The 18,957-nt window shown below is 70.3% G+C and carries 12 protein-coding genes; 2 read left to right on the top strand and 10 right to left on the bottom strand.

Features of this window, described 5'->3' with window-relative positions; genetic code table 11:
- Positions 1–131 precede the first annotated feature (131 nt).
- Positions 132–4,550 (top strand): aminotransferase class I/II-fold pyridoxal phosphate-dependent enzyme, encoded by a 4,419-nt coding sequence (locus tag KCH87_RS21190; protein WP_210587898.1) that lies wholly within the window; start codon positions 132–134, stop codon positions 4,548–4,550.
- A complete protein-coding gene (locus KCH87_RS21195; RefSeq protein WP_210587741.1) occupies positions 4,547–5,317 on the top strand; it encodes a class I SAM-dependent methyltransferase in 771 nt (256 codons plus the stop codon). Before KCH87_RS21190 ends, KCH87_RS21195 begins: the two co-directional genes overlap by 4 nt.
- On the opposite strand, the gene KCH87_RS21200 is transcribed toward KCH87_RS21195, so the two are convergent.
- From KCH87_RS21200 to KCH87_RS21245, 10 genes are all read right to left on the bottom strand, one after another.
- On the bottom strand, positions 5,257–6,387 hold the full coding sequence (locus KCH87_RS21200) for a GNAT family N-acetyltransferase (protein ID WP_210587742.1): 1,131 nt from the start codon (positions 6,385–6,387) through the stop codon (positions 5,257–5,259). The two genes, KCH87_RS21195 and KCH87_RS21200, sit on opposite strands and share 61 nt — an antisense overlap.
- Positions 6,388–6,392: 5 nt before the next feature.
- Positions 6,393–7,667 carry a beta-galactosidase gene (locus KCH87_RS21205; RefSeq protein ID WP_210587743.1) on the bottom strand — a complete coding sequence of 425 codons (1,275 nt, stop codon included), beginning with the start codon at positions 7,665–7,667 and terminating at the stop codon, positions 6,393–6,395.
- Positions 7,664–8,761 carry a glycosyltransferase family 4 protein gene (locus KCH87_RS21210; RefSeq protein ID WP_210587744.1) on the bottom strand — a complete coding sequence of 366 codons (1,098 nt, stop codon included), beginning with the start codon at positions 8,759–8,761 and terminating at the stop codon, positions 7,664–7,666. The genes KCH87_RS21205 and KCH87_RS21210 overlap by 4 nt, the downstream gene beginning before the upstream one ends.
- Positions 8,751–10,328 carry a phospholipid carrier-dependent glycosyltransferase gene (locus KCH87_RS21215; RefSeq protein ID WP_210587745.1) on the bottom strand — a complete coding sequence of 526 codons (1,578 nt, stop codon included), beginning with the start codon at positions 10,326–10,328 and terminating at the stop codon, positions 8,751–8,753. Before KCH87_RS21215 ends, KCH87_RS21210 begins: the two co-directional genes overlap by 11 nt.
- Positions 10,328–11,149: a PIG-L deacetylase family protein gene (locus tag KCH87_RS21220; protein ID WP_210587746.1), complete on the bottom strand. Its 822-nt coding sequence runs from the start codon at positions 11,147–11,149 to the stop codon at positions 10,328–10,330. Before KCH87_RS21220 ends, KCH87_RS21215 begins: the two co-directional genes overlap by 1 nt.
- The gene (locus tag KCH87_RS21225) at positions 11,146–12,933 is read right to left on the bottom strand and encodes a glycosyltransferase (protein ID WP_210587747.1); all 1,788 of its coding nucleotides are present in this window, start codon (positions 12,931–12,933) and stop codon (positions 11,146–11,148) included. The genes KCH87_RS21220 and KCH87_RS21225 overlap by 4 nt, the downstream gene beginning before the upstream one ends.
- Positions 12,930–15,290 carry a lipopolysaccharide biosynthesis protein gene (locus KCH87_RS21230; protein WP_210587748.1) on the bottom strand — a complete coding sequence of 787 codons (2,361 nt, stop codon included), beginning with the start codon at positions 15,288–15,290 and terminating at the stop codon, positions 12,930–12,932. Before KCH87_RS21230 ends, KCH87_RS21225 begins: the two co-directional genes overlap by 4 nt.
- The gene (locus tag KCH87_RS21235) at positions 15,287–16,696 is read right to left on the bottom strand and encodes a glycosyltransferase family 4 protein (RefSeq protein ID WP_210587749.1); all 1,410 of its coding nucleotides are present in this window, start codon (positions 16,694–16,696) and stop codon (positions 15,287–15,289) included. Before KCH87_RS21235 ends, KCH87_RS21230 begins: the two co-directional genes overlap by 4 nt.
- A gap of 5 nt (positions 16,697–16,701) precedes the next feature.
- A complete protein-coding gene (locus tag KCH87_RS21240) occupies positions 16,702–17,397 on the bottom strand; it encodes a glycosyltransferase (RefSeq protein WP_210587750.1) in 696 nt (231 codons plus the stop codon).
- Between the two features lie 623 nt (positions 17,398–18,020).
- On the bottom strand, positions 18,021–18,758 hold the full coding sequence (locus KCH87_RS21245) for a glycosyltransferase family 2 protein (protein WP_210587751.1): 738 nt from the start codon (positions 18,756–18,758) through the stop codon (positions 18,021–18,023).
- Positions 18,759–18,957: the final 199 nt, after the last annotated feature.

Consider the following 18,957-nt stretch of genomic DNA (forward strand, 5'->3'; position numbering starts at 1 on the left):
TGCACAGCAACGACAGACAGGGCGTGCCCCACATGGTGAGCGTGCGCGTGCGGACGTCCGTCCGGCACCGGCTTCGGGCGGCCTCCCGGGCCGGGCCGTTGCGCTGCTGGACAACGGCCTACCTCTGTGTCATGTTCCTGCTCGCCGTCGCCTACTACACCTGGCCGTCGTGGCACGTCGTCATCTGGGCGGCCCTCGGCGTCGTCGGCGTGACGGCGATCCTCCTCGGCGTCCACCTCCACCGGCCCGCAAAACGCTGGCCGTGGTTCCTGCTCGCCTCGGCGAACTTCACCTTCGTCGCCGGCGACACCGTCTACAACGTCATCGAGGGCTACCTTCACCAGCCGAAACCGTTCCCCTCGGCGGCGGACGCCTGCTATCTCGCCACCTATCCGCTGTTCGCCGCCGGAATCTTCGGCTTCATCCGAGCCCGGGGGCACGGGCGGGACTTCGCGGTCGCGCTGGACGCGCTGATCCTCACCTCCGGGCTGGCGCTGCTCTCCTGGGCCCACCTGATCACCCCACTCACCGCCCTGACCGGCCTGACATGGGTGGAGCGGGCGATCTCGATCGCCTATCCGCTCGGCGACGTGCTGATGCTGGCCATGCTCGCCCGGCTGCTGACGCCCGGCGGCCTCCGCTCCCGGTCGGTGCAACTGCTCACGGTGGGCACCGTCGCGATGCTCACCTCCGACGTCGTGTACGGGATGCTCCAACTGCGGGGCACCTGGCAGGTCGGCACTCCGATCGACCTCGGCTGGGGGCTCTTCTTCACCGCCTGGGGCCTGGCGGCGCTGCATCCCTCCATGGTCGGCCTGACCGAGCGCGTGCCTGAACCTGCCCCCGGTATCGCGGAGCGCCGGCTCGTCCTGCTCGCCGCCGCCTCGCTGATCGCTCCGGCCCTGCTGGTGTACCGGACGCTGCGCGGCTGGCCTCAGGGCGTCGCCGTCATCTCGATCTTCTCCGGGATCATGTTCCTGCTCGTGCTCGCCCGGCTGTGGGTCATGATGACCGAGCACCGCAAGGCCGAGGCCCGCGAGCGCTCCCTGCGCGTGGCCGCGGCATCCCTCGTGGCCGCCCTCGGCCCCCGAGAGGTCGCGAGCGCGGTGGAGGAGGCCGCCGCCATGTTCGGCGCCGGCATGCAGCAGCAGACGCTGCTGCTGGTCCGCGACCACCGGAAGCGCCTACAGGCCATCCCGACCAGCTGTCACCCCTGGCTCTACGACGTTGCCGAGGCCTCTCGCACCCCGGATACGCAACTGCCCGAACTCCTCGCCCACGGACGCCGGCTGGTCACGGCCGACGCGCTCGATCCCGCCGTCGCAGCGGCCCTCGGGCCGGCGACCCACGCGCTGCTGTGCCCCCTGGCCCTTCAGGCGCCCGCCGCCGGCGAGCCACTGCTCGGCGTGCTCCTGCTGGGCGGCCCGGAGAAGAAGCTGCGGGAGATCTCCGGCCCGGCCCAGTCCCTTGCCTCGCAAGCCGCCCTGGCCCTGGAGCGCTTCGGCCTCAGCGAGGAGGTCAACCGCCGCACCAGCGAGGCGTACTTCCGCACGCTCGTCCACAACACCTCGGACGTCATCCTGATCCTCGACGACGACGACACCGTCCGCTACGCGAGTCCGTCGGCCGACACCATGTTCGGCTACGCGCTGGTCCCTGGTACGCCGCTGCTCACGCTGCTCGCCCCGAGCGATGCCGACCGGGTCCGCCGCGCTCTCGCACGGATGCGGGCCGGAAACGACGCGCCCACTCTCAACGACTGGAGAGTCCTGCGTGGCGACATGGGGCACCTTGACATAGAGGCCCGCTGCAGTGACCTCCGTGACGAACCGACGGTGCACGGGCTCGTCCTCACCCTGCGGGACGTGACCGAGCAGCGGCAGCTCGAACGTGAACTCACCCACCGGGCATTCCACGACTCGCTCACGGGACTGCCGAACCGGGTGCTGCTGCTGGAGCGGATCGAACGCGCCCTGCTGCGCGGCCGCCGCGAGTCCACCCTCCCCTGCGTTCTCTTCGCCGACCTCGACGACTTCAAGGTGGTCAACGACACCATGGGGCACTCGGTGGGTGACGAACTCCTCGTCGAGGTGGCGAAGCGGCTCGGTGCGGCGCTCCGGCTCAGCGACACCGCGGCCCGCCTCGGCGGCGACGAGTTCGCCATCCTCATCGAGGGAGCGCGGGAGCCCAGTGACGCGGAGGCCCTGGCGGCGCAGATCGTGCGGCGGCTCAACCAACCCTTCCACCTGACCGACGGCTCGGTCAGGGTCTCCACCAGCGTGGGGGTGGCGACGGCACTCGACAGCGCCGACGCCGAGGAGTTCCTTGCCCACGCCGACCTCGCCCTTTACGCGGCGAAGACCGACGGCAAGCGGCGCTGGCGCCGCTACCATCCCGATCTGCAGTCCGGCCTGGTCGCGGAGCACGAACTCCAGGCAGGTCTGGACGCTGCCCTCAACGACCACTCCTTCGCCCTGCGGTACCAGCCGATCGTGGACGTCGGCAGTGGCGCAATCGCCGGATTCGAGGCGCTGATCCGCTGGCCCCACGGGCAGCGCGGCATGGTACTGCCCGGGCAGTTCATCACCCTGGCGGAGGAAACCGGACACATCATCCCGCTGGGCGCATGGGTCCTCGAGCGCGCGGCCGCCGATGTGTCCCGCTGGCAGCGGGAAATGCCGCACCGACCCCCGTTGCGCGTGAACGTCAACGTCTCCGCCCGTCAGTTCCGCGACCCCGGAATCCTGGATGAGGTGCGAAGTGCCCTGGGCACGTCCGGCCTGGCCCCGGGTTCCCTCGTGATGGAGCTCACCGAGACGGTCCTGATGCGCCAGGACGATCAGATCCGAGCCACGATGAGTGCCCTGAAGGACCTCGGGGTGTCCATCGCGATCGACGACTTCGGCACTGGCTTCTCGTCGCTCAGCTACCTACGGGACTTCCCCATCGACATGCTCAAGGTCGACAAGTCCTTCATCGACAACATCACCACGGACCCACAGCAGGTGGCCCTCGTCGAAGGGATCGTCCGCATCGCCGACGTCCTCGGACTCCAGGTCGTCGCCGAGGGCATCGAGACACATCGCCAGCGGGAACTGCTTGCGGCCATGGGCTGCCGCTACGGACAGGGTTACCTCTTCGCCCGACCCATGACGGCCGAACAGGCAACGACATACCTGTACAGGGACCAGGAGGGGAGGGCCCCGCTCGCGAGCCGGAGCGTCGGTCGGCCACGACAGCACCGGCATGTCGGGCGGCGGTCGTCCGGGAGCGGCGACATGCGGCGCCATCCCCGGTGGCGCGAGCTGGAGCGGCTCAAGCACGACACCCGAATGTGCGACGCGGTGATCGACGAGGTCCGCGGCAGAAAGATCCGCTGCGGTGACCATTGGCTCGTCGACTTCGCCTCCTGCAACTACCTGGGATTCGACCTCGAACCGGAGATCATGGACGCCATCGGCCCCCAGGTCCGCCGGTGGGGGACGCACCCCAGCTGGTCTCGCCTCATCGGCAGCCCCCACTTGTACCCGCAGATCGAGGAGCGGCTCACAGACCTGCTCGGGGCGCCCGAGACGCTGGTGCTCCCCACCATCACCTTGATCCACCAGTCCGTCATTCCGCTGCTCGCCGAAGGGGGACACGTCTTCGTGGAGGCGACGGCCCATCGGACGATCTACGAGGGCTGCGTCGCGGCACGCGGACAGGGCACCACTGTGCAGCGCTTCCATGCCGACCGCCCGGACGAGCTCGACACGCTGCTACGGGCCGTGCCCGGGGACGCCCCCCGGTTGGTCTGCATGGACGGCGTCAACAGCATGACGGGGAACTTCCCCGACCTCCGGGAACTGGCCTCCTCCTGCCGTGACAGGGGTGCGCTGCTGTACGTCGACGATGCCCACGGCTTCGGGGTGATCGGTGAGCGCAGCCCTGCCGAGACATCGCCGTACGGATCCCGCGGCAACAGCATCGTCCGGCACCTGGGCGAGAGCTACGACGGCATTGTGCTGGTCGGGGGCTTCTCCAAGGCGTACTCCTCCCTGCTCGCGTTCCTCGCAGTGCCGAAGGGGCTGAAGGACCACCTCAAGGTCGCGGCGGCCCCGTACCTGTATTCGGGGCCTTCCCCGACGGCCTCGCTCGCGACGGTGCTGGCCGGATTCGACGTCAACGCGCGGCGCGGAGACGCGATCCGCGGCGATCTGTACCGCAAGACGGCCCGGGTGCTCGAGCATGTACGTGGCCTGGGCATCGCCACTCCCAACGCGGACGGGCTGCCCATCGTCGAGATCCCGCTCGCCCAAGCCAAGGATCTCGAATCGGTTGCCGCGTTCCTGTGGGACCGGGGCATTTACGTCACCCTGGCCGCCTACCCGCTGGTCCCGCGCGGGCGCGTCGGCTTCCGGATCCAGATCACGGCGTCCAACACGGACCAGGAGATCGAGCAGCTCACCGACACGCTGACGGGCCTGGCCCAGCGGTTCGACCTGCAACGGCGCGACGGCGCGGCCCAGCCCGGCGCGGTCGCCGACGACATACCGCGCACAAATCCATGACCGGGCCACCGTCCGCGCGGCGTTCCTCCCGGCGCAACAGGGAGGCCGACTGGGACCGTTGGCCCGTCCGGGACTACCTGGCCGAGAACTACCGGCAGCTCCACCCGGTCGACGTGGCCGTCATCCGACACCACTCCGCCTTCTACCGGCAGTTCCGTCCCGGGCGCATCGGGCGGTCCCTGGAACTCGGCGCCGGGCCCAATCTCTACCCGCTCATGGTGGCGTCCGCGGCGAGCCGCCGCATCGAAGCCGTCGAGCCCAGTGCCGCCAACCTCGCTTATCTGTCCCGGCAGTTGGCCGAGGGGCCCGACCCCAGCTGGCAGGACTTCTACGCCCTGTGCCGCCGTCTCGACCCGGCGCTCCCGGTGACGCTGCGCGAGGCGCTGGACCGCGTGGTCGTCGTTCCGGGCAGTGCCCGCACCGTCCGACCGGACTTCTACGACCTCGCTTCGATGCACTTCGTGGCCGAGAGTGTCACCGAGGACTTCGCCGAGTTCGCCGGCCTCTGCGGGGCATTCATCCGTTCGGTCCGGCCGGGTGGACACCTGCTCGCCGCCTTCATGGAGAACATGCCGAGCTATCGCATCGGCAGCTCGCCCGAATGGCCGGCCTGTCCCATCGACGCGTCCTTGGTCCGCTCGGTGTTCGCCCCGCACACGACCGCCCTGCGCATCATTCGCGTCGGCAAGGACCGTACGCTGCCCGACTACGGTGACACCGGCGTGGTGCTGCTGTGGGCCATACGGCGGGACATCTCGGTCAACTGACCGGCAACGCGCAGCATCCGCAGGGCGGCACCGCGTAGTACCGGACTTCCCGCTACGGCACGGCGCGCCCCGTGCGCAGCGTCCGCCTGAAGGCGGCGCAGCGCCGCCGGCGCGGAGCCGCAGCTCACCCAGCCCTCGAAGAGCGGGAGTTCGCCGGTCTTGAGGGAGTCCTTGTACCGCTCGGCACCCTTGCCCAGGTCGTAGAGGCTCAGGCCCTGCGCGGCGGCAGCCTCGACGATCTTCAGGTGGAGCAGGATGCCCGGCGAGCAGGCCGCGAAGTCGGTGTCGTAGGCGGGGAACCAGCAGGACAGTACACGGCCCGAGCGTGGCCCGAAATGGCAGGCGACCGGGCGCCCGCCGGCGTACAGCACCGACAGCGTCCCTGTGCAGCCGGCGGACCGGGTGCGCCGCAGTTCCCTCAGCAGCGCCACGACCCACGGGCGGGCGAACTGATCGACCCGGCCCCTGGCGCGGTACTGGGCGGACTTCCACCGCATCAGCGTCTCCAGCACCTGCGGGGCGGACTCGTCGAACACGAAGCGCACATCCCCGGCGTCCCGGGAGAGCCGGCGCTCCTTGGTGCCGAGTGAACGCAGGAAGCGTGGCGACCTTCGCCTCAGCCGGGCGAGATACGCGTCGTACCCGTCCTCCAGTCCGATGACGGGAGACGCGGCCCGACGTACGGCCCCCGCGGACCCCGTCACGAAGGGATCCTGCCCCGCCGCGAGATGGTCGAACTGCCAGAGGTGAAGCCCGCACGCGCGCAGCAGCTCGACCGGGTCCCAGGCCACGCCGGGGGCGTGGACGAGGCCCTGGAAGTCGCTCACGCCGGATCCGATCGGCTTGCCGAGGCCGAGTGCACGGCGTTCGAACGGGAAGAAACCCACCGGACGTCGTGCGTCGTCGTACACCACGGCCACGCGGGCGGCGGGCCGTACGTCCCCGACCAGGAGCGTGAACTCCGGAGCGAGAAAGGGATGGTTCAGCGCGGGGTCGGCGCCGTGGAACGTGCGCCATGCATCGAGGTCGGCGTCGGTGAGCTCGCGAGGCCTGACGACGGAGAACTCCATGACGGTCACCTTCGGGAATGGCGGTCGATCACGTCGGCGTACTCCCGCAGCGACGAGCCGGGGGTGCCGTCGTAGAGGTTGCTGTCGAAGGCCCACATAATGCCGTCCAGGTCGCAGGAAATCATCTGGTGCATGGCGTCCTCCATGACGCCCGGGCGGTAGGGAGCCACATGCTCTCCCGCACTTTCTCCGCCGAGTCCGGTGAATCCGGCGCGCTTCGCCAGAGCGGTCACCCAGCGGACCGACGACCAGTCACGCACCGTGGAATTCTTCTCCGCATAAATATTCACCGCAGAATCCGTGGGCTCGCAGCCGTTGTTGGGTACGTTGCCGGAGCCGTCCACGAGCGCCGTGGACACGATGTGGACGTTGTCCCGGTGGTCGATCTGGTCGATGGTCCTGAAGAAGCCGACCCCGCGTCCCATGAGCCGCGCCGCCGCAGGCCCGTCCAGATAGGCCTGGATCGCCCGTCGGAGGTCACTGGGGTAGTACCCGGCCCCCGGTACGAGGACGTGCAGCCGGCCGTCGTAGCCGAGCGAGGTGTACTGGTCCAGTTGCCAGTTGATCGTGTTGCTCAGCACTGCCAGGTACCAGTCGTACCACTGCTCCACCTGTCGTTCGGTGAAGGGCTTGCCTTCGTACGTGCGCTGACCGGGGCGCCAGCCCGGGAACGGACTGGCCGCCTGGGCGGCGGGGTCGAAGGCCCAGTACTCGTTTCTGTCCTGGCGTTGCGACACGGGTGGCGGGTAGCTGAACTCCCCGGCCTCGCTCACTCCGACGCGGATGGACCAGAAGTTGTCGAGACCGATCTCGTCGGCCACGTACCGGATGTACTCGGCCACCTCGTCGCGGGCGACCTGGCTGAAGACGATGTTCGGTGTCTCGGCGTACCGCTCACCGAACTGGTTGACGTACTGGGTTTCAGGATGAAGCATGCGGAGCCACTCAGGGGGGTGATTCAGTCCCAGGCCGACCTCGATGTGCGCTCCCGTGGCGTGGAACGTGCGGATCGTCTCCTTGACGCTGTCGGCGTACGCGGAGTCGTAGGAATCGTCGGCGGGCTCGAATCGCGCCCAGTCGAGCGGGAGATGGGCGATGCGTATGCCGCTCTCGTATTCCACACGCGCCTTCGCCGGGTCCGTCTGAAGGGTGCCGAAGTAGTCCTCCTCCGCTTCCTCGTGCTGGAAGAGCCTGACCGCCCCCAGGACGAGGAGCAGGACGGCGAGGACGGCGAGGACGGCGAGGACGCCGAGCAGGTATTGCCGTCGTGTGAGTCTCATGGCAGCAGCTCCCGGTACAACCGCTCGTACTGAGCGGAGAAGCGCTCCCGGCCGAACCGACTCTCCGCCGTCGTCCTGCCGCGCTCCGCCAGCATCTCCCAGCACCGGGGCCGGTCGAGGAGCCATGCGAGCAGGCGGCCCGTCCGCAGACAGTCGCCCGCCGGGGCCCGCAGGACCGCGTCGCCGAAAGCTCCAAAGGGGGGAAGGTCGCTGAGGATCACAGGGCGCCCGGTGGCGAGGGCCTGAAGGACCGTGAGCGGGACGTCCGCCTTGCCGCCGAGTGTCAGGGGCGGGAAGAGCAGCACCGTGGCAGCGGCGAGCAGTCCGCGCATGTCCTCCACATATCCCTTGACCTCGACCGAGCGAAGACCCTCGGCCGCGGCACGCGCGCGCAGCGCCGTTTCGAGGGCGTGGGTGTCCTGGCCCGGTCGGCCGCGCATGGCCATGAGGAGTCGGAACCGAGCCCCTGCCCTCGTGGCGACTCCTGCCGCGGCGAGGGCCTGTTCCGCGCCGCCGGACGGATCGTGGTGACCGGAGAACAGCACCACCGGAATCCCCTGGGGGCGTGGCCGACGGGGCCACTGCTCCAGCGGGACCATCGGCGCGATGGCCGGCACTTCACCGAAGCCCGCAGCCTTGAGCAACTGGGCCGTGGTCTCGGAGAGCGCCACCGTCCTGCCCAACGGACGGGCTCGTCCGAGAAGCGCGGGGTTCATGACTCCCGGCACGGTGTGCAGCACGGGCGCGGAACCGAGCAGCAGGGGGCGCACGCGGGAGAAGACGGGGAAGGAACCGCCGATCGTCAGCACGGCGTGCACGAGGTCGGTACGGCGCGTCAGGAAGGCGCCGGCGATGGCCGCCTGAACGCGTTCGGCGGTACGGGGAGCGCCCCTCCGGGACAGGATCGGGACCGGCCGACCGACGGCCGGCACTGCACGCTCGCCGCGGGCGGGCCACCGGGTGAACCAGACGAACTCCACGCCGGGCAGGGCATGGACGATGTCATTGGCCAGCCGGATGTCGGCTCCGTCCTGGCCGTCGAGCGGGCTGCTGGTGAGGAGCAGGACACGGGGGAGGCGCGCGCTAGGGTTCATGACCCGGCCCGGCTTGGAGGTCAACGTCCGTCGCCCCGTCGGGCAACGGCAGCCGGTAGAGCGCGAGCACGCCGTAGCTGCGCCCGTGGAAAGAGAAGACCAGGTCGCCCTGCCGGGTGAGGTGTTTCACTTCGAGCGTGGTGAGACGGCCGTATCCCTCCTCGATGATCTTCCAGGGGACGACGACATACTCGGAACCCGCCGCGGCCCTGGCTCCCGGGCTCGCCCAACTGCCGAGGCGGTAACGGTCCTTCAGCGCCCATCGGGTGACGCCGTGGGTGTGTCCGCCGTCGGTCGTGGTGACGGCGCTGCCCGCCGGAACGTGCTGGAGCATGTAGGCGCGGAGCTTGGCAAAACCGTCGTCGGGCCGCAGCCTCTCTGTCGCGTACCCCGTCCCTGGCAGGACGAGAGCGACGGCGAGGACGCTGACAGCCGTGACGCGTCGCGCGAAACGGGGCCCGCGGGCGCCATGTCCCAGAGGGAGCGGCAGGACCACCGCCAGGGCGATCAGGTTGGGTACGAAGAGCAGATACAGGGCCTGTTCCTCAAGGGTGCCCAGGGCGAGGGCGTAGGCGAGGGTGAGAATCGCGCAGCCGTGGAAGAGGGCGAGCAGGCGGTGTTCCGGGTCCTTGCGGCGCAGCAGCAACGCCAGTGCCACGGGCGTGAGGAGGAGCAGGACGTAGGTCGACGCGTAGCCGGGCAGTTCGGCGGTGAGACGCTCGGCGAGCGACGGTGTGCCGGGGGCGTTGAAACCCGTTTCCTGGACGAACCCGAGGAGCCGTTCGGTGCCGTGCATCTTCGCCGTCCGGAAGGCGTCGAAGTGTCCCGTCGCCGCGACGACGGTCAGGTAGAGGGAGTAGGGCACGACCGAGGCGGTGGCTGTCAGCAGCAGCAGCCTTCGGGGCGGGCCCCACCGCAGCCCGATCGCGAGCAGCAGCGGCAGCATTGTGATGAGCGCGGAGTGGTCCTTCGTCGTGATCGCCATGCCGAACAGCAGCCCGGCGCACATCGCCCGGGCGCGCGGCCGGGGAGGCAGCGGGGTCCGCGCAAGGGGGATCAGCACCAAGTACCCGGCCAGCACCCAGAGCATCGTCTCGGTCTCCAGCATCGCCCGGTTGTTCTGCCGGATGCAGTACGGGTCCAGCGCGAAGACCAGGCCGGCCAGCAGCCCGGCGGGCTGCGACCTGACCCGGGCCACCAGCAGCACGAGAACCGCGGCCGTGGCGCCGGCCAGGAGCGCGTTCAGCACCCTGATCCCGTACACGGCGGAGACCACATCCGTATCGAGGCCGATCGTCTTCGCCCAGGCGGCCTGAAGGTAGAAGAAGCCGGGCGGATGCAGGAAGAACAACCCGTCGTCCGTCCGCGGCAGCCCTCCCTCGCCTGCGCTACGGCCGAGGTCCAGGTAGATGAGTTCATCCACGAACAGGTCGGAGGACCGGCCCACTTCCACCAGCCGGAGCACGACCGTGAGCACGCACGCCGCCGCGGCCGGCACCATCGGCGATACGGAACCGTGGACGGCGCGCAGCACCCCGGTCTGCTGTCGGGCAGTGGTTGCGGCCATCAGGGGCCTCCGGCCGGAGCCGCCCTGTCGGCCCGTGGGCCACGGGGCAGCAGGTAGACCTCGGGCGCGGGCGGCACCCGGCCCCCGGGGAACAGCGCGGCGCACTGGGTCCGGTACGCACGGATCAGGTCGGCCTTCTCGGCGATGCCCAGTGACCAGACGGCCTCGGTGAGCGAGTTGCGCCGGACGAAGGCGGAGTCGGGCGCATGCCGTCGGTTGTACGGGAACTCGCTGTAGTACACGACCCGTCTCCCGCTGCACTCCGCCGCGATACGGACCAGGAGGTGGTCGACATGACCGCCGACGGCGAGCGGAGCCAGCACCGGACCGGGCGTCCCCGACGCCAGCAGCGCGAGGACGCCGACGACCTGTTGCAGCGTACTCGCGTCGTGCGGGGACATCTTGCCGGACACCAGGTGGAGACGGTAGGTGGGGTAGACACGGGCGAGTTCGGGTATCCGCCGGGCCCATGGGTGCGTGGCGGCCCGGCAACCCGGCTTGTTCCGGAACAGTCCGTCCGGCAGCGAGAAGTGCCGCCACTCGACGCCCATCCGCTCGAGCACCTCCCGGTCCTCCGCGCGCCGGGCCGCGTACAGCTGTTCCGCGTCACCCGCTCCGGTCATACGGAGGTAGCGCCGGGCGGACAGGGTGTACGGCGGGGGGCCGGACCGGGTGAACAACGTCGCCACGGTCACCGGGGCGTGGTCGTGGGCATGCGTCAGCAGGGCGCCGCACGACAGCACGGCGTCGTCCAGATGAGGGGACAGCACGACGACCGGGGCACCCGTCTCGAATTCGGCGGTCAGCTCGTCGCTGGTCATGGCATACCTCCTCGTCGGGCGCGGCGGCCGGTGGCGGCGGGGGAGTTGAGGAGGCGGCGCACCAAGGACAGGTAGCGGCTCGACATCTCGTCCCACGTGTAGCGCTGCGACGCGAGCAGCGCCTTCCTGCCCAGGCTCCGGCGCAGCGAGGCGTCGGACGCCAGTTCCCGCATACGGTCGCCCATCAGGTCCACGTCGAACGGTGTGACGGCGACGTCGCCTCCGCCCCGCATCCACCGCAGCGCGGGCAGGTCGAAGTGCAGGACGGGCTTGCCGTAGGACATGCCCTCCAACGCCACCAGGCCGAACGTCTCGTGGCGCGAGGGCAGCACGACGACGGCGCTGTGCTGCAACAGTTCCCGCTTGCGTTGCTCCTCCGCACGGCCGACGCGACTGATGTCGCGTGTCTCTGAGGCCAGCAGCTCGTCGAGTTTCCGTTCCTCGCTCTCCGTACCGGCGCCGGCCAGGACCAGGGGCATCGGCGGCCTGCCGTGCGCGTACGCCTTCAGCAACAGGTCCAGGCCCTTCTGCCAGATGTCGATCCGGCCCAGGAACAGGATGTAGTCGCCTTTCCCGATCCGGCCCTCCTCGACATGCTGCCGCTCCACGCCGTTGGCGATCACGTGCACGGCCGCCCTCGGGCTGAGCCGCTGCACCGCATCGGCGTCCGCCTCGTTCATGACCACGATGTCGCGGTAGCACCGGAAACCGATCCGCTCGATCAGGAAGAAGGGGATGTGGTACTTCCGCCACAACGCCTCGCCGCTGCGGCCCTGGTCGATTCCGACGACAGGGGAGCGGGTGAACAGCGGGAGGAGGGACGTGGAGAAGGGAGGCGTGAAGCTCTCCAGCCACAGGTCGTGCGGCACCCTCCACGCGGTGAACGGCAGCATGGCCTGGAAAAGGAGCTGGCCCGCACGCGGGCCGGCCCAGCAGACGGGGAGCCGGATGTAGCGAATCCCGTCCTGGGCCCGGACACTGCCCCGACGAGCCGCCGTGACGACCGACACCCGGTACTCCTCGGCGAGGCGGCGCGCCACCTTCTCGACCACCACGGCTCCGCCGCCGCGATAGTGCGGGCTGCAGAAGTCGTCGAAGATGGACAGGACCACGCGCTTTCGGGTGTCCGTCGCATCGACCGCGAGGCCCGCAGACCGGCTGGCGTCGAGGACGAGTCCGATCGCGGTGGCCACGAGCGTGGACGGCGCCATGTCGCCGTTCACGGGGGTGACGGACGGCAGACGCCGCGCCCACTTCAGGAAGCGTGCCCACCATACGGCCGGGGGTCCGGCCGCAGGATCCCAACCGCGCGCCAGCAGCGTGCTCGGCGAGACCTCCATCAGCAGCGTCGTGTGGTATCGGCGGGCGAGACGGGTGAAGTAGCGCGCGATCAGCGAACCCGGGACGGGGCCGAACTTGGTGAGACCGTCCAACGGCCCGCGGTCGGTCACCACCGCCATCGGCCGCCCACGGGCCATCACCCGCACCAGGAGCCGAAGTGCCAGGACCCGCACCGCCAGTTCGGTGAGGTCGAGGAGAGCGTGGGCGCGACGGAACCATGATCCGACACGGGGGTCATCGTGTCGGCGTCGCGCCCACTCCCCTTCCCTCACCTGCGGTGGATCCGAGAACCTGCGGCACAGCACGCAGCCGTAGCAGTGGGCGGTGGCGACGGAGAAGCCGCGCTCGCGCAGCGCCGTGGCGATCCGGCCGACCAGCTGGGTTTTCCCCGAACCGTCCGGGCCGGACACCGCGACGAGGAGCGGACCTCTCATGGTGCTCATGCGCCGGCCGCCTTCAGCCTCTTGGCGAGGACGAGCGGCACCCTGAGGGCCGCCTCCCGGGCGGCCGTGCTTGCCCGTCCACGCCGTGTCAGATGGCCTGCGTGCTCGATCGCCACCCGCAGCGACGTGCTGACCGGGAGTGGCATCGGCAGCTGTACGACGAGTCCGCGATCGAGGCGTTCGACGGCTTCGACGGCCGTGCCGAGCGCGAGACGGCTGCCGGCCGGCCAGCCCTCGCGCCGGGCCTCGCGCCGGGCCTCCGCCACCACCTCCTGCCGGAGCAGGTCCCGTAGCGCGAGCAGCTCCGACAGGTCGAGTGCGAGGTTCTGGAACAGCCCGTGCGCCAGCCAGATGCGCAGTTGATCGGCCGGGTTGGGGACCAGCCAGCCGTGTCCGTCGCAGGGGACGGCCCGGGCGAACAGCCGCTCGGTGGACATCACCGGTACGCCGAACCAGGAGACGGCGGTGTGCAGATGCGCCGCGGGCCCGCGGGCGGGCCGCAGCAGCACCTTGGTCGACCGCTCCAGCCAGTACGAGGAGCGGTGTACGTACCAGTCCGACAGCGCCTCGTCCGCCGCCCGCCACGTCCCGTCGGGCACCACCAGGTCGAAGTTGCTGTACTCGTGGTCGCCGGACAGGTCCGCCTTGATCAGGACCGTCGGGATGCCCGCCGCCCGCAGGCGGTCGGTCGCCTGGAGCAGATTGCGCCGGAAGTCCCGGTCGGCGTCGTCCACCGCCGAGAGCTCCGCCGCCAGTTGTCGCGGGTACGCCCGGGCGAGCCGCCCTTCGACCTGATTGCGGCGGGCAATCGCCAGAGCGTGGTGCAGCTCGTCGTCCGAGGCGGGCGGGGCCTGCCCGTGCCACACGGCGTCGACGACGAGCTCCGCGGCCCGTTCGCCGACCGGCGGCCGGTGCGAGCCGCGCCCGCGCGACGTCCGGCCGTGCGGGGTGCCCGGCTCGGGCGCCTGCGCGCCCCGGCTGCCGAAGAACAGCCAGGCCGCTCGCGCTCCGGTGGCGAGGGCCGCGACCAGCCACAGCAGCACGTGGGGCCGCAGGACGAGCAGAACTCCGGCCAGGGCCAAGGGCTCCCGCAAGACCGTCCAGGCCGGCGGGTGGACGGCGCCGCGGCGCACCAGCCGCCAGGCCAGCAGGACCGTCACCGCCACGGAACCGCACATGGCGCCGATCGCCATGCCCCGCACGCCCTCGGCATGCCAGCCGGCCACCAGGGCCGCCACGTAGCCGAGAAGCCCCACAGCCTGCCAGGGCAGGCACCTGTAGTCGTTCACTGCCTGCGAGAAGGTGGTGACGAGACCGAGTCCGCCGAGCGCGAAGCCGGACACCGCGGTGAAGGCCAACAGGCCGCCCATGGCGGCGTACTCGGACGAGAACACCGTGGTGAGCACGGCTCCTGGCATCGTGGCGACCACAGTGGTCAGCGGAACAGCGAGCAGGAGGTACATGCGTACGGCGCTGGAGGCCAGCGGCGTCCCGGCGCTGCGCCGGGACAGCGCCGGGAAGAACGCCATGGCCACCGCGCCCGCGATGAACAGCGGGATGCGGCCCACCATCACACTCGCCTGGTAGCTCGCGGCGCCCGCCCGGTCCGTGGGCAGGATCGCGACCATCACGACGTCGACCGAGACCATGAGGGCCACCAGCCCCTGCACGGAGGCGATACTGCCCGCCCGTCGCCACAGGGCACGGTCCGCCGTCACCGAGAGCCAGCGACGCCTGCCGCCCCGGGGCCGCTTGGGACGGCACACCACGAACGGCAACACCGCGATGCCGAAGGCCGCGAGCGCGCCCTGCTCGCTCATGCCCAGCGCCGCCACCAGCAGGAGACCGACGGCGAGCTTCAGTACGGCCTCGCTCGTGGTGACCGTGGCGAGCGTCCGCAGCCGTTCGGTGCCCTGCAACCAGCCGACGGTGACGCGGGTGACGTAGATCAGCAGGGTGCTGACCGCCAGGATCAGGGTCGTCCATACGTCCGCGAACTGCGTCGCGACGGCGGCGACGGCGCAGGACGCGAGGATCCCGCCCGCCGCGCCCGTGACGACGGCGAACCGGATCGCGTCGCCCCGTTCGGCGGCGGAGCGGGCGCGGGCGAGCCCTTGGGCGAGCATCCACGGAACGGTGACGACCGCAACGGCCGCGGTGCACAGGATGAGTCCCTGGCCCGCCGCGAAGACGGCGTAGGAGCCGACGTCCATGAGCCGGGTGAGGGCCAGTGCGTACAGGTAGTTGAGTGCGCCGACGATCACCGCGGCGGTCGCGATCCACCGCGCCCCGTGCACCGCCCGGACCTCGTCCCGACGCGGTGTGCCCGGCACGGTGTCCGCGGCCCGGAAGGTCATGGGAACGTCCCTTCCGCACCGACCAGGACGTCGCGCCTGTTCGCCAGGCCGACGTCGGCGTCCTCGACGCCCAGCCGTCCCAGCGCCTCCAGGGCGCGGACCTCGTCACAGCCGTACAGCAGCAGCCAGAAGGAGTCCTCCCGCCGCCGCCAGGCGTCCGTCTGCCGCAGGGAGTTCCGCACCGTTCGCTCCATCGCCTCCGCGTCCCGCGCCCGGAACCGGGTGACGGCCGTGAGGTCGCTGGGCCTGCGGCGCGAGCGCCGGTGCCGGTGGATCCGCCGTACCTCCTCCAGGACCACACGCGCCAGTCGCTCGGCGCTGTCGTCCCAGGAGAACTCGGCCGCCCACGCGCGGCACCGGCGAGCCATGCGTTCCCGCGCGGCCGGCCTGTCGAGTTCGTCGAGGGCATGGGCGAGACCGCAGGCCAGGTCCGTTCCGGGCCGTAGCAACCAGCCGCTGCGGTCCGGCTGGACCGCGTCGCGCAGCCCGGGTACGTCGTAGGCCAGCGCGGGCGTTCCCATGACGTTTGCCTCGATCACGGTGAGACCCCAGCCCTCGGCGATGGACGGCGCGACGGTGAGCCAGGCATGCCCCAGCAACTCCCGCTTGCGTTCCTCGGACACCCGGCCGTGGAAGTCGACGATGTCCTCGACCCCGAGATCGGCGGCGAGCGCTCGCAACCGCGGCAGCTCGTCTCCGTCGCCGCAGATGTCGACATGGATGTCCGGCCTGCGTCGCCGCAGTTCCGGAACGGCGCGGATCAACAGGTCGACGCGCTTCTGGGGCATCAGCCGGCTGACCACCGTGATGGCGGGAGTGTCGCTGCGGCGCACACTGCCGGGCCGTGCCTGGGGACTTCCGTTCGGCACGATGTGGATCGGATTGTCGAAGCCGAGGTCACGGCGCATCCCCTCGCGGGTCGACGGCGAGACGACGACCACCGGACGCCTGCGGTACACCAGGCGGCTGATCTGTTTCTCCAGTAGCCGGCCCAGTGCGTTCATGGGCCAGTGGAAGCGCAGGTCGAACTGGTGCTGATGGACGTGGTGGATGACGCAGACGACGGCGGTCCAGCGCGGGGTGAACAGCGGTGCGAAGAACGGGATGCCGTTCTGGAAGTCCACCACCGCGTCGTACGCGTGGCGGTGGCGCAGCAGATGGGCCGCGGCGACCGGATAGACGCCGAAGGTGCCGCCGGCCCGCACGATGGAGATTCCGTCGGAACTGGCACGGGAGGGGGAGCCGGGGTGTCGTGCGGCGACGAGCGTGACGTGGGCGCCCGCGTCCGAGAAACGCCCGGCGATCTCGTAGCAGTACGCCTCCGCCCCGCCTGCCTGCGGATGCGAGGGATCACGCCAGTTGAGGAACAGGATGTCGGTCCTGGTCAGCTGCTCGAGTGCAGTCATGGAGATCACCGCGCGAGGGAGATCCGGACGAGATCGGCCATGGAGCGCAGCCCGTCGTGGCGGGCCGAGAACGTCGACCCCGGGACGTCCGACCAGGCCACGGGCACCTCGACGACGTCATGACCCGCCCGTACGAGCTGGGCGAGGATTTCCACGTCGAAGGCGAAGCCGTCGACGTGGCAGTCGGCGACGACGTCACGGACGAGTGGTCCGGAGAAGAACTTGAAGCCGCACTGGGTGTCGGCGATGTCCGGCAGGGCCAGGTGGGCCAACCGGCGGAAGACCCAGCCTCCGCCGCGCCGCAGCGCCGACTGCTCGGCCTCGAACCGCGCCCCGGCGACGTGCCGGGAGGCGATGACGGCGTCGTACCCCTGTGTGAGCAGCTCCATGACGCTCTCCAGGGTGTCGATGGGTGTCGCGTTGTCAGCGTCGGCGAAGCCGATGAACCGGGCGGCGGACGTGGCGATCCCGCGCCGTACCGCGGCGCCCTTTCCCTGGTCGCTGCAGCCGATCGCGTACAGGTGGACCGGGGAGTCGTGGAATCGCTGGAGCGTCTCCCGTGTGCGGTCCACGCTGTTGTTGTCCACGACGACGACCGCCGAGGACCAGGGCCGGTCCGCCAGGTAGTCGATCGTCGACCGGACGGTCGCCGGCAGCCGTTGCTGCTCGTTGTACGCCGGAATGATCAGTTCGAGGTCCACGGGTGGCCGCCGGAGGCACCGGGGGACCGGTTCATCCGTGTGGCGCGGACGATGCATGAGGTGGCGAGCGCCGGAGCGCTCGGGCAGCACGGAGACCATCAGGGTTCGCCTCTTTCAGGACCGTATGCGGCCTCCGAGGCAGGCACACGGAAACGACGCCCGGCTGGGCCAAGGAAGATCAGGGCCCGACGCGGCGCGTCGTCACAAGGTCTTGGGTGATCGTCCGAGTCGTCCGCGGGACGGTCCGCCACGGTGCGGGCGGAGCCCGCGGAGGTCCGCCTCCGCCGGGCGGCGGTGCGCGTCCTGCGGCCGTCGGCGAGGCACGGGGAAACCGCGTTCACGAGGTGGTCGGACGCCCGTCGCGCAGGATGAGCGGCACCGCTGCGCGGCTTGTGCGGGGAAGGGTGGCGCGAGGCGGCGTTGGGCCAGTCGGTGGCCCGCCGCAGCGGGTGCGGCGTGCTGGGCGCCGATGCTCGGCCGATGTGGAGGGAGGACACGGTGGCCTCTTTCGACAACTGACCCTGCCGAAGGTCCGACTTGCTCTTAAATCCACCCTTAGCGGCTAATGTCACATTTGTCAACCGTGGCGCCGTGTTCACCGGCGCCGACAGTCGGGTCGACGATCAACGCTGAGGGATCGGCGCCAGGCGGGGCAGCAGATTGTGCGGGCGCTCGTCGAGCAGCGTGCCCAGGATGCGGGCGCCGTCATGGAACGTGCGCGGATGCGACCTGGCGTGACGTCGGGGCAGCTCGCGACTGGGGACCTCCGCGATGCGGAGTCCGTAGTGCATGGCGTGCGTGACGAGTTCGGCACCGAGCTCGACGGTGTCGTCGCGCAGATCCAGCAGGCGGAGGAAGTCGCGGCGGAAGGCGCAGAAGCCGTACCACAGGTCGGTCAACTGCTGCCCGTACAGCCGTCGCGCCAGGTGGAGCAGGGTGTGATGGCCCAGTCTGCGGAGCAAGGGGTAGTCGGCGCAGCTGCCGCCGGCGATGAACCGGGAGCCCTTGACGAAGTCGTAGCCGTTGAGCAGGTAGTGCAGGTAGTGGGGGATCTCCTGCGGGGACATGCTCCCGTCCGCCCCCATCAGCGCGATGAAGTCCTCGGAGGCGGAGAGCAGACCGGCGTGGGGGATGTCCCCCTCGCCGGAGTCGCGTTGCCGCATCCAGCGGACGCGGGGCCCGTCGGGAGCCGTGCTCCGATCGGATGCCTCGGCCGACGAGGGGCAGACCAGAATGACTTCCGCCACGCACTCCGGGAGCCGGGCCAGAAGCCAGTTCGTGTCGCAGTCACCGCTGCGCACTGGTGCGACCAGACTGACCGCGGGATACGGTCGCGAATTCACCGATGGAATCGTGCTCATGGGAAATCCTCGGGAAGACCACGGCATCGGGTGGGCGGAGATCGCCTCCTGCGAGGCCGGGAGTGCCTCTCAGCTTGTTGCGGAATCCAGCGAAGCGTCAAGGGTGAAACCCTCCTACTCGTGGAAAGGTATTCCCGGCAGCGGAAATGCATGAATGGCCTGCCTTGCGGCAAGGGTGGGGGGCGGCGTTAAAATCCGG

Source organism: Streptomyces sp. GESEQ-35 (genome assembly GCF_017948485.1).
In the GTDB taxonomy this organism is placed as follows: domain Bacteria; phylum Actinomycetota; class Actinomycetes; order Streptomycetales; family Streptomycetaceae; genus Streptomyces.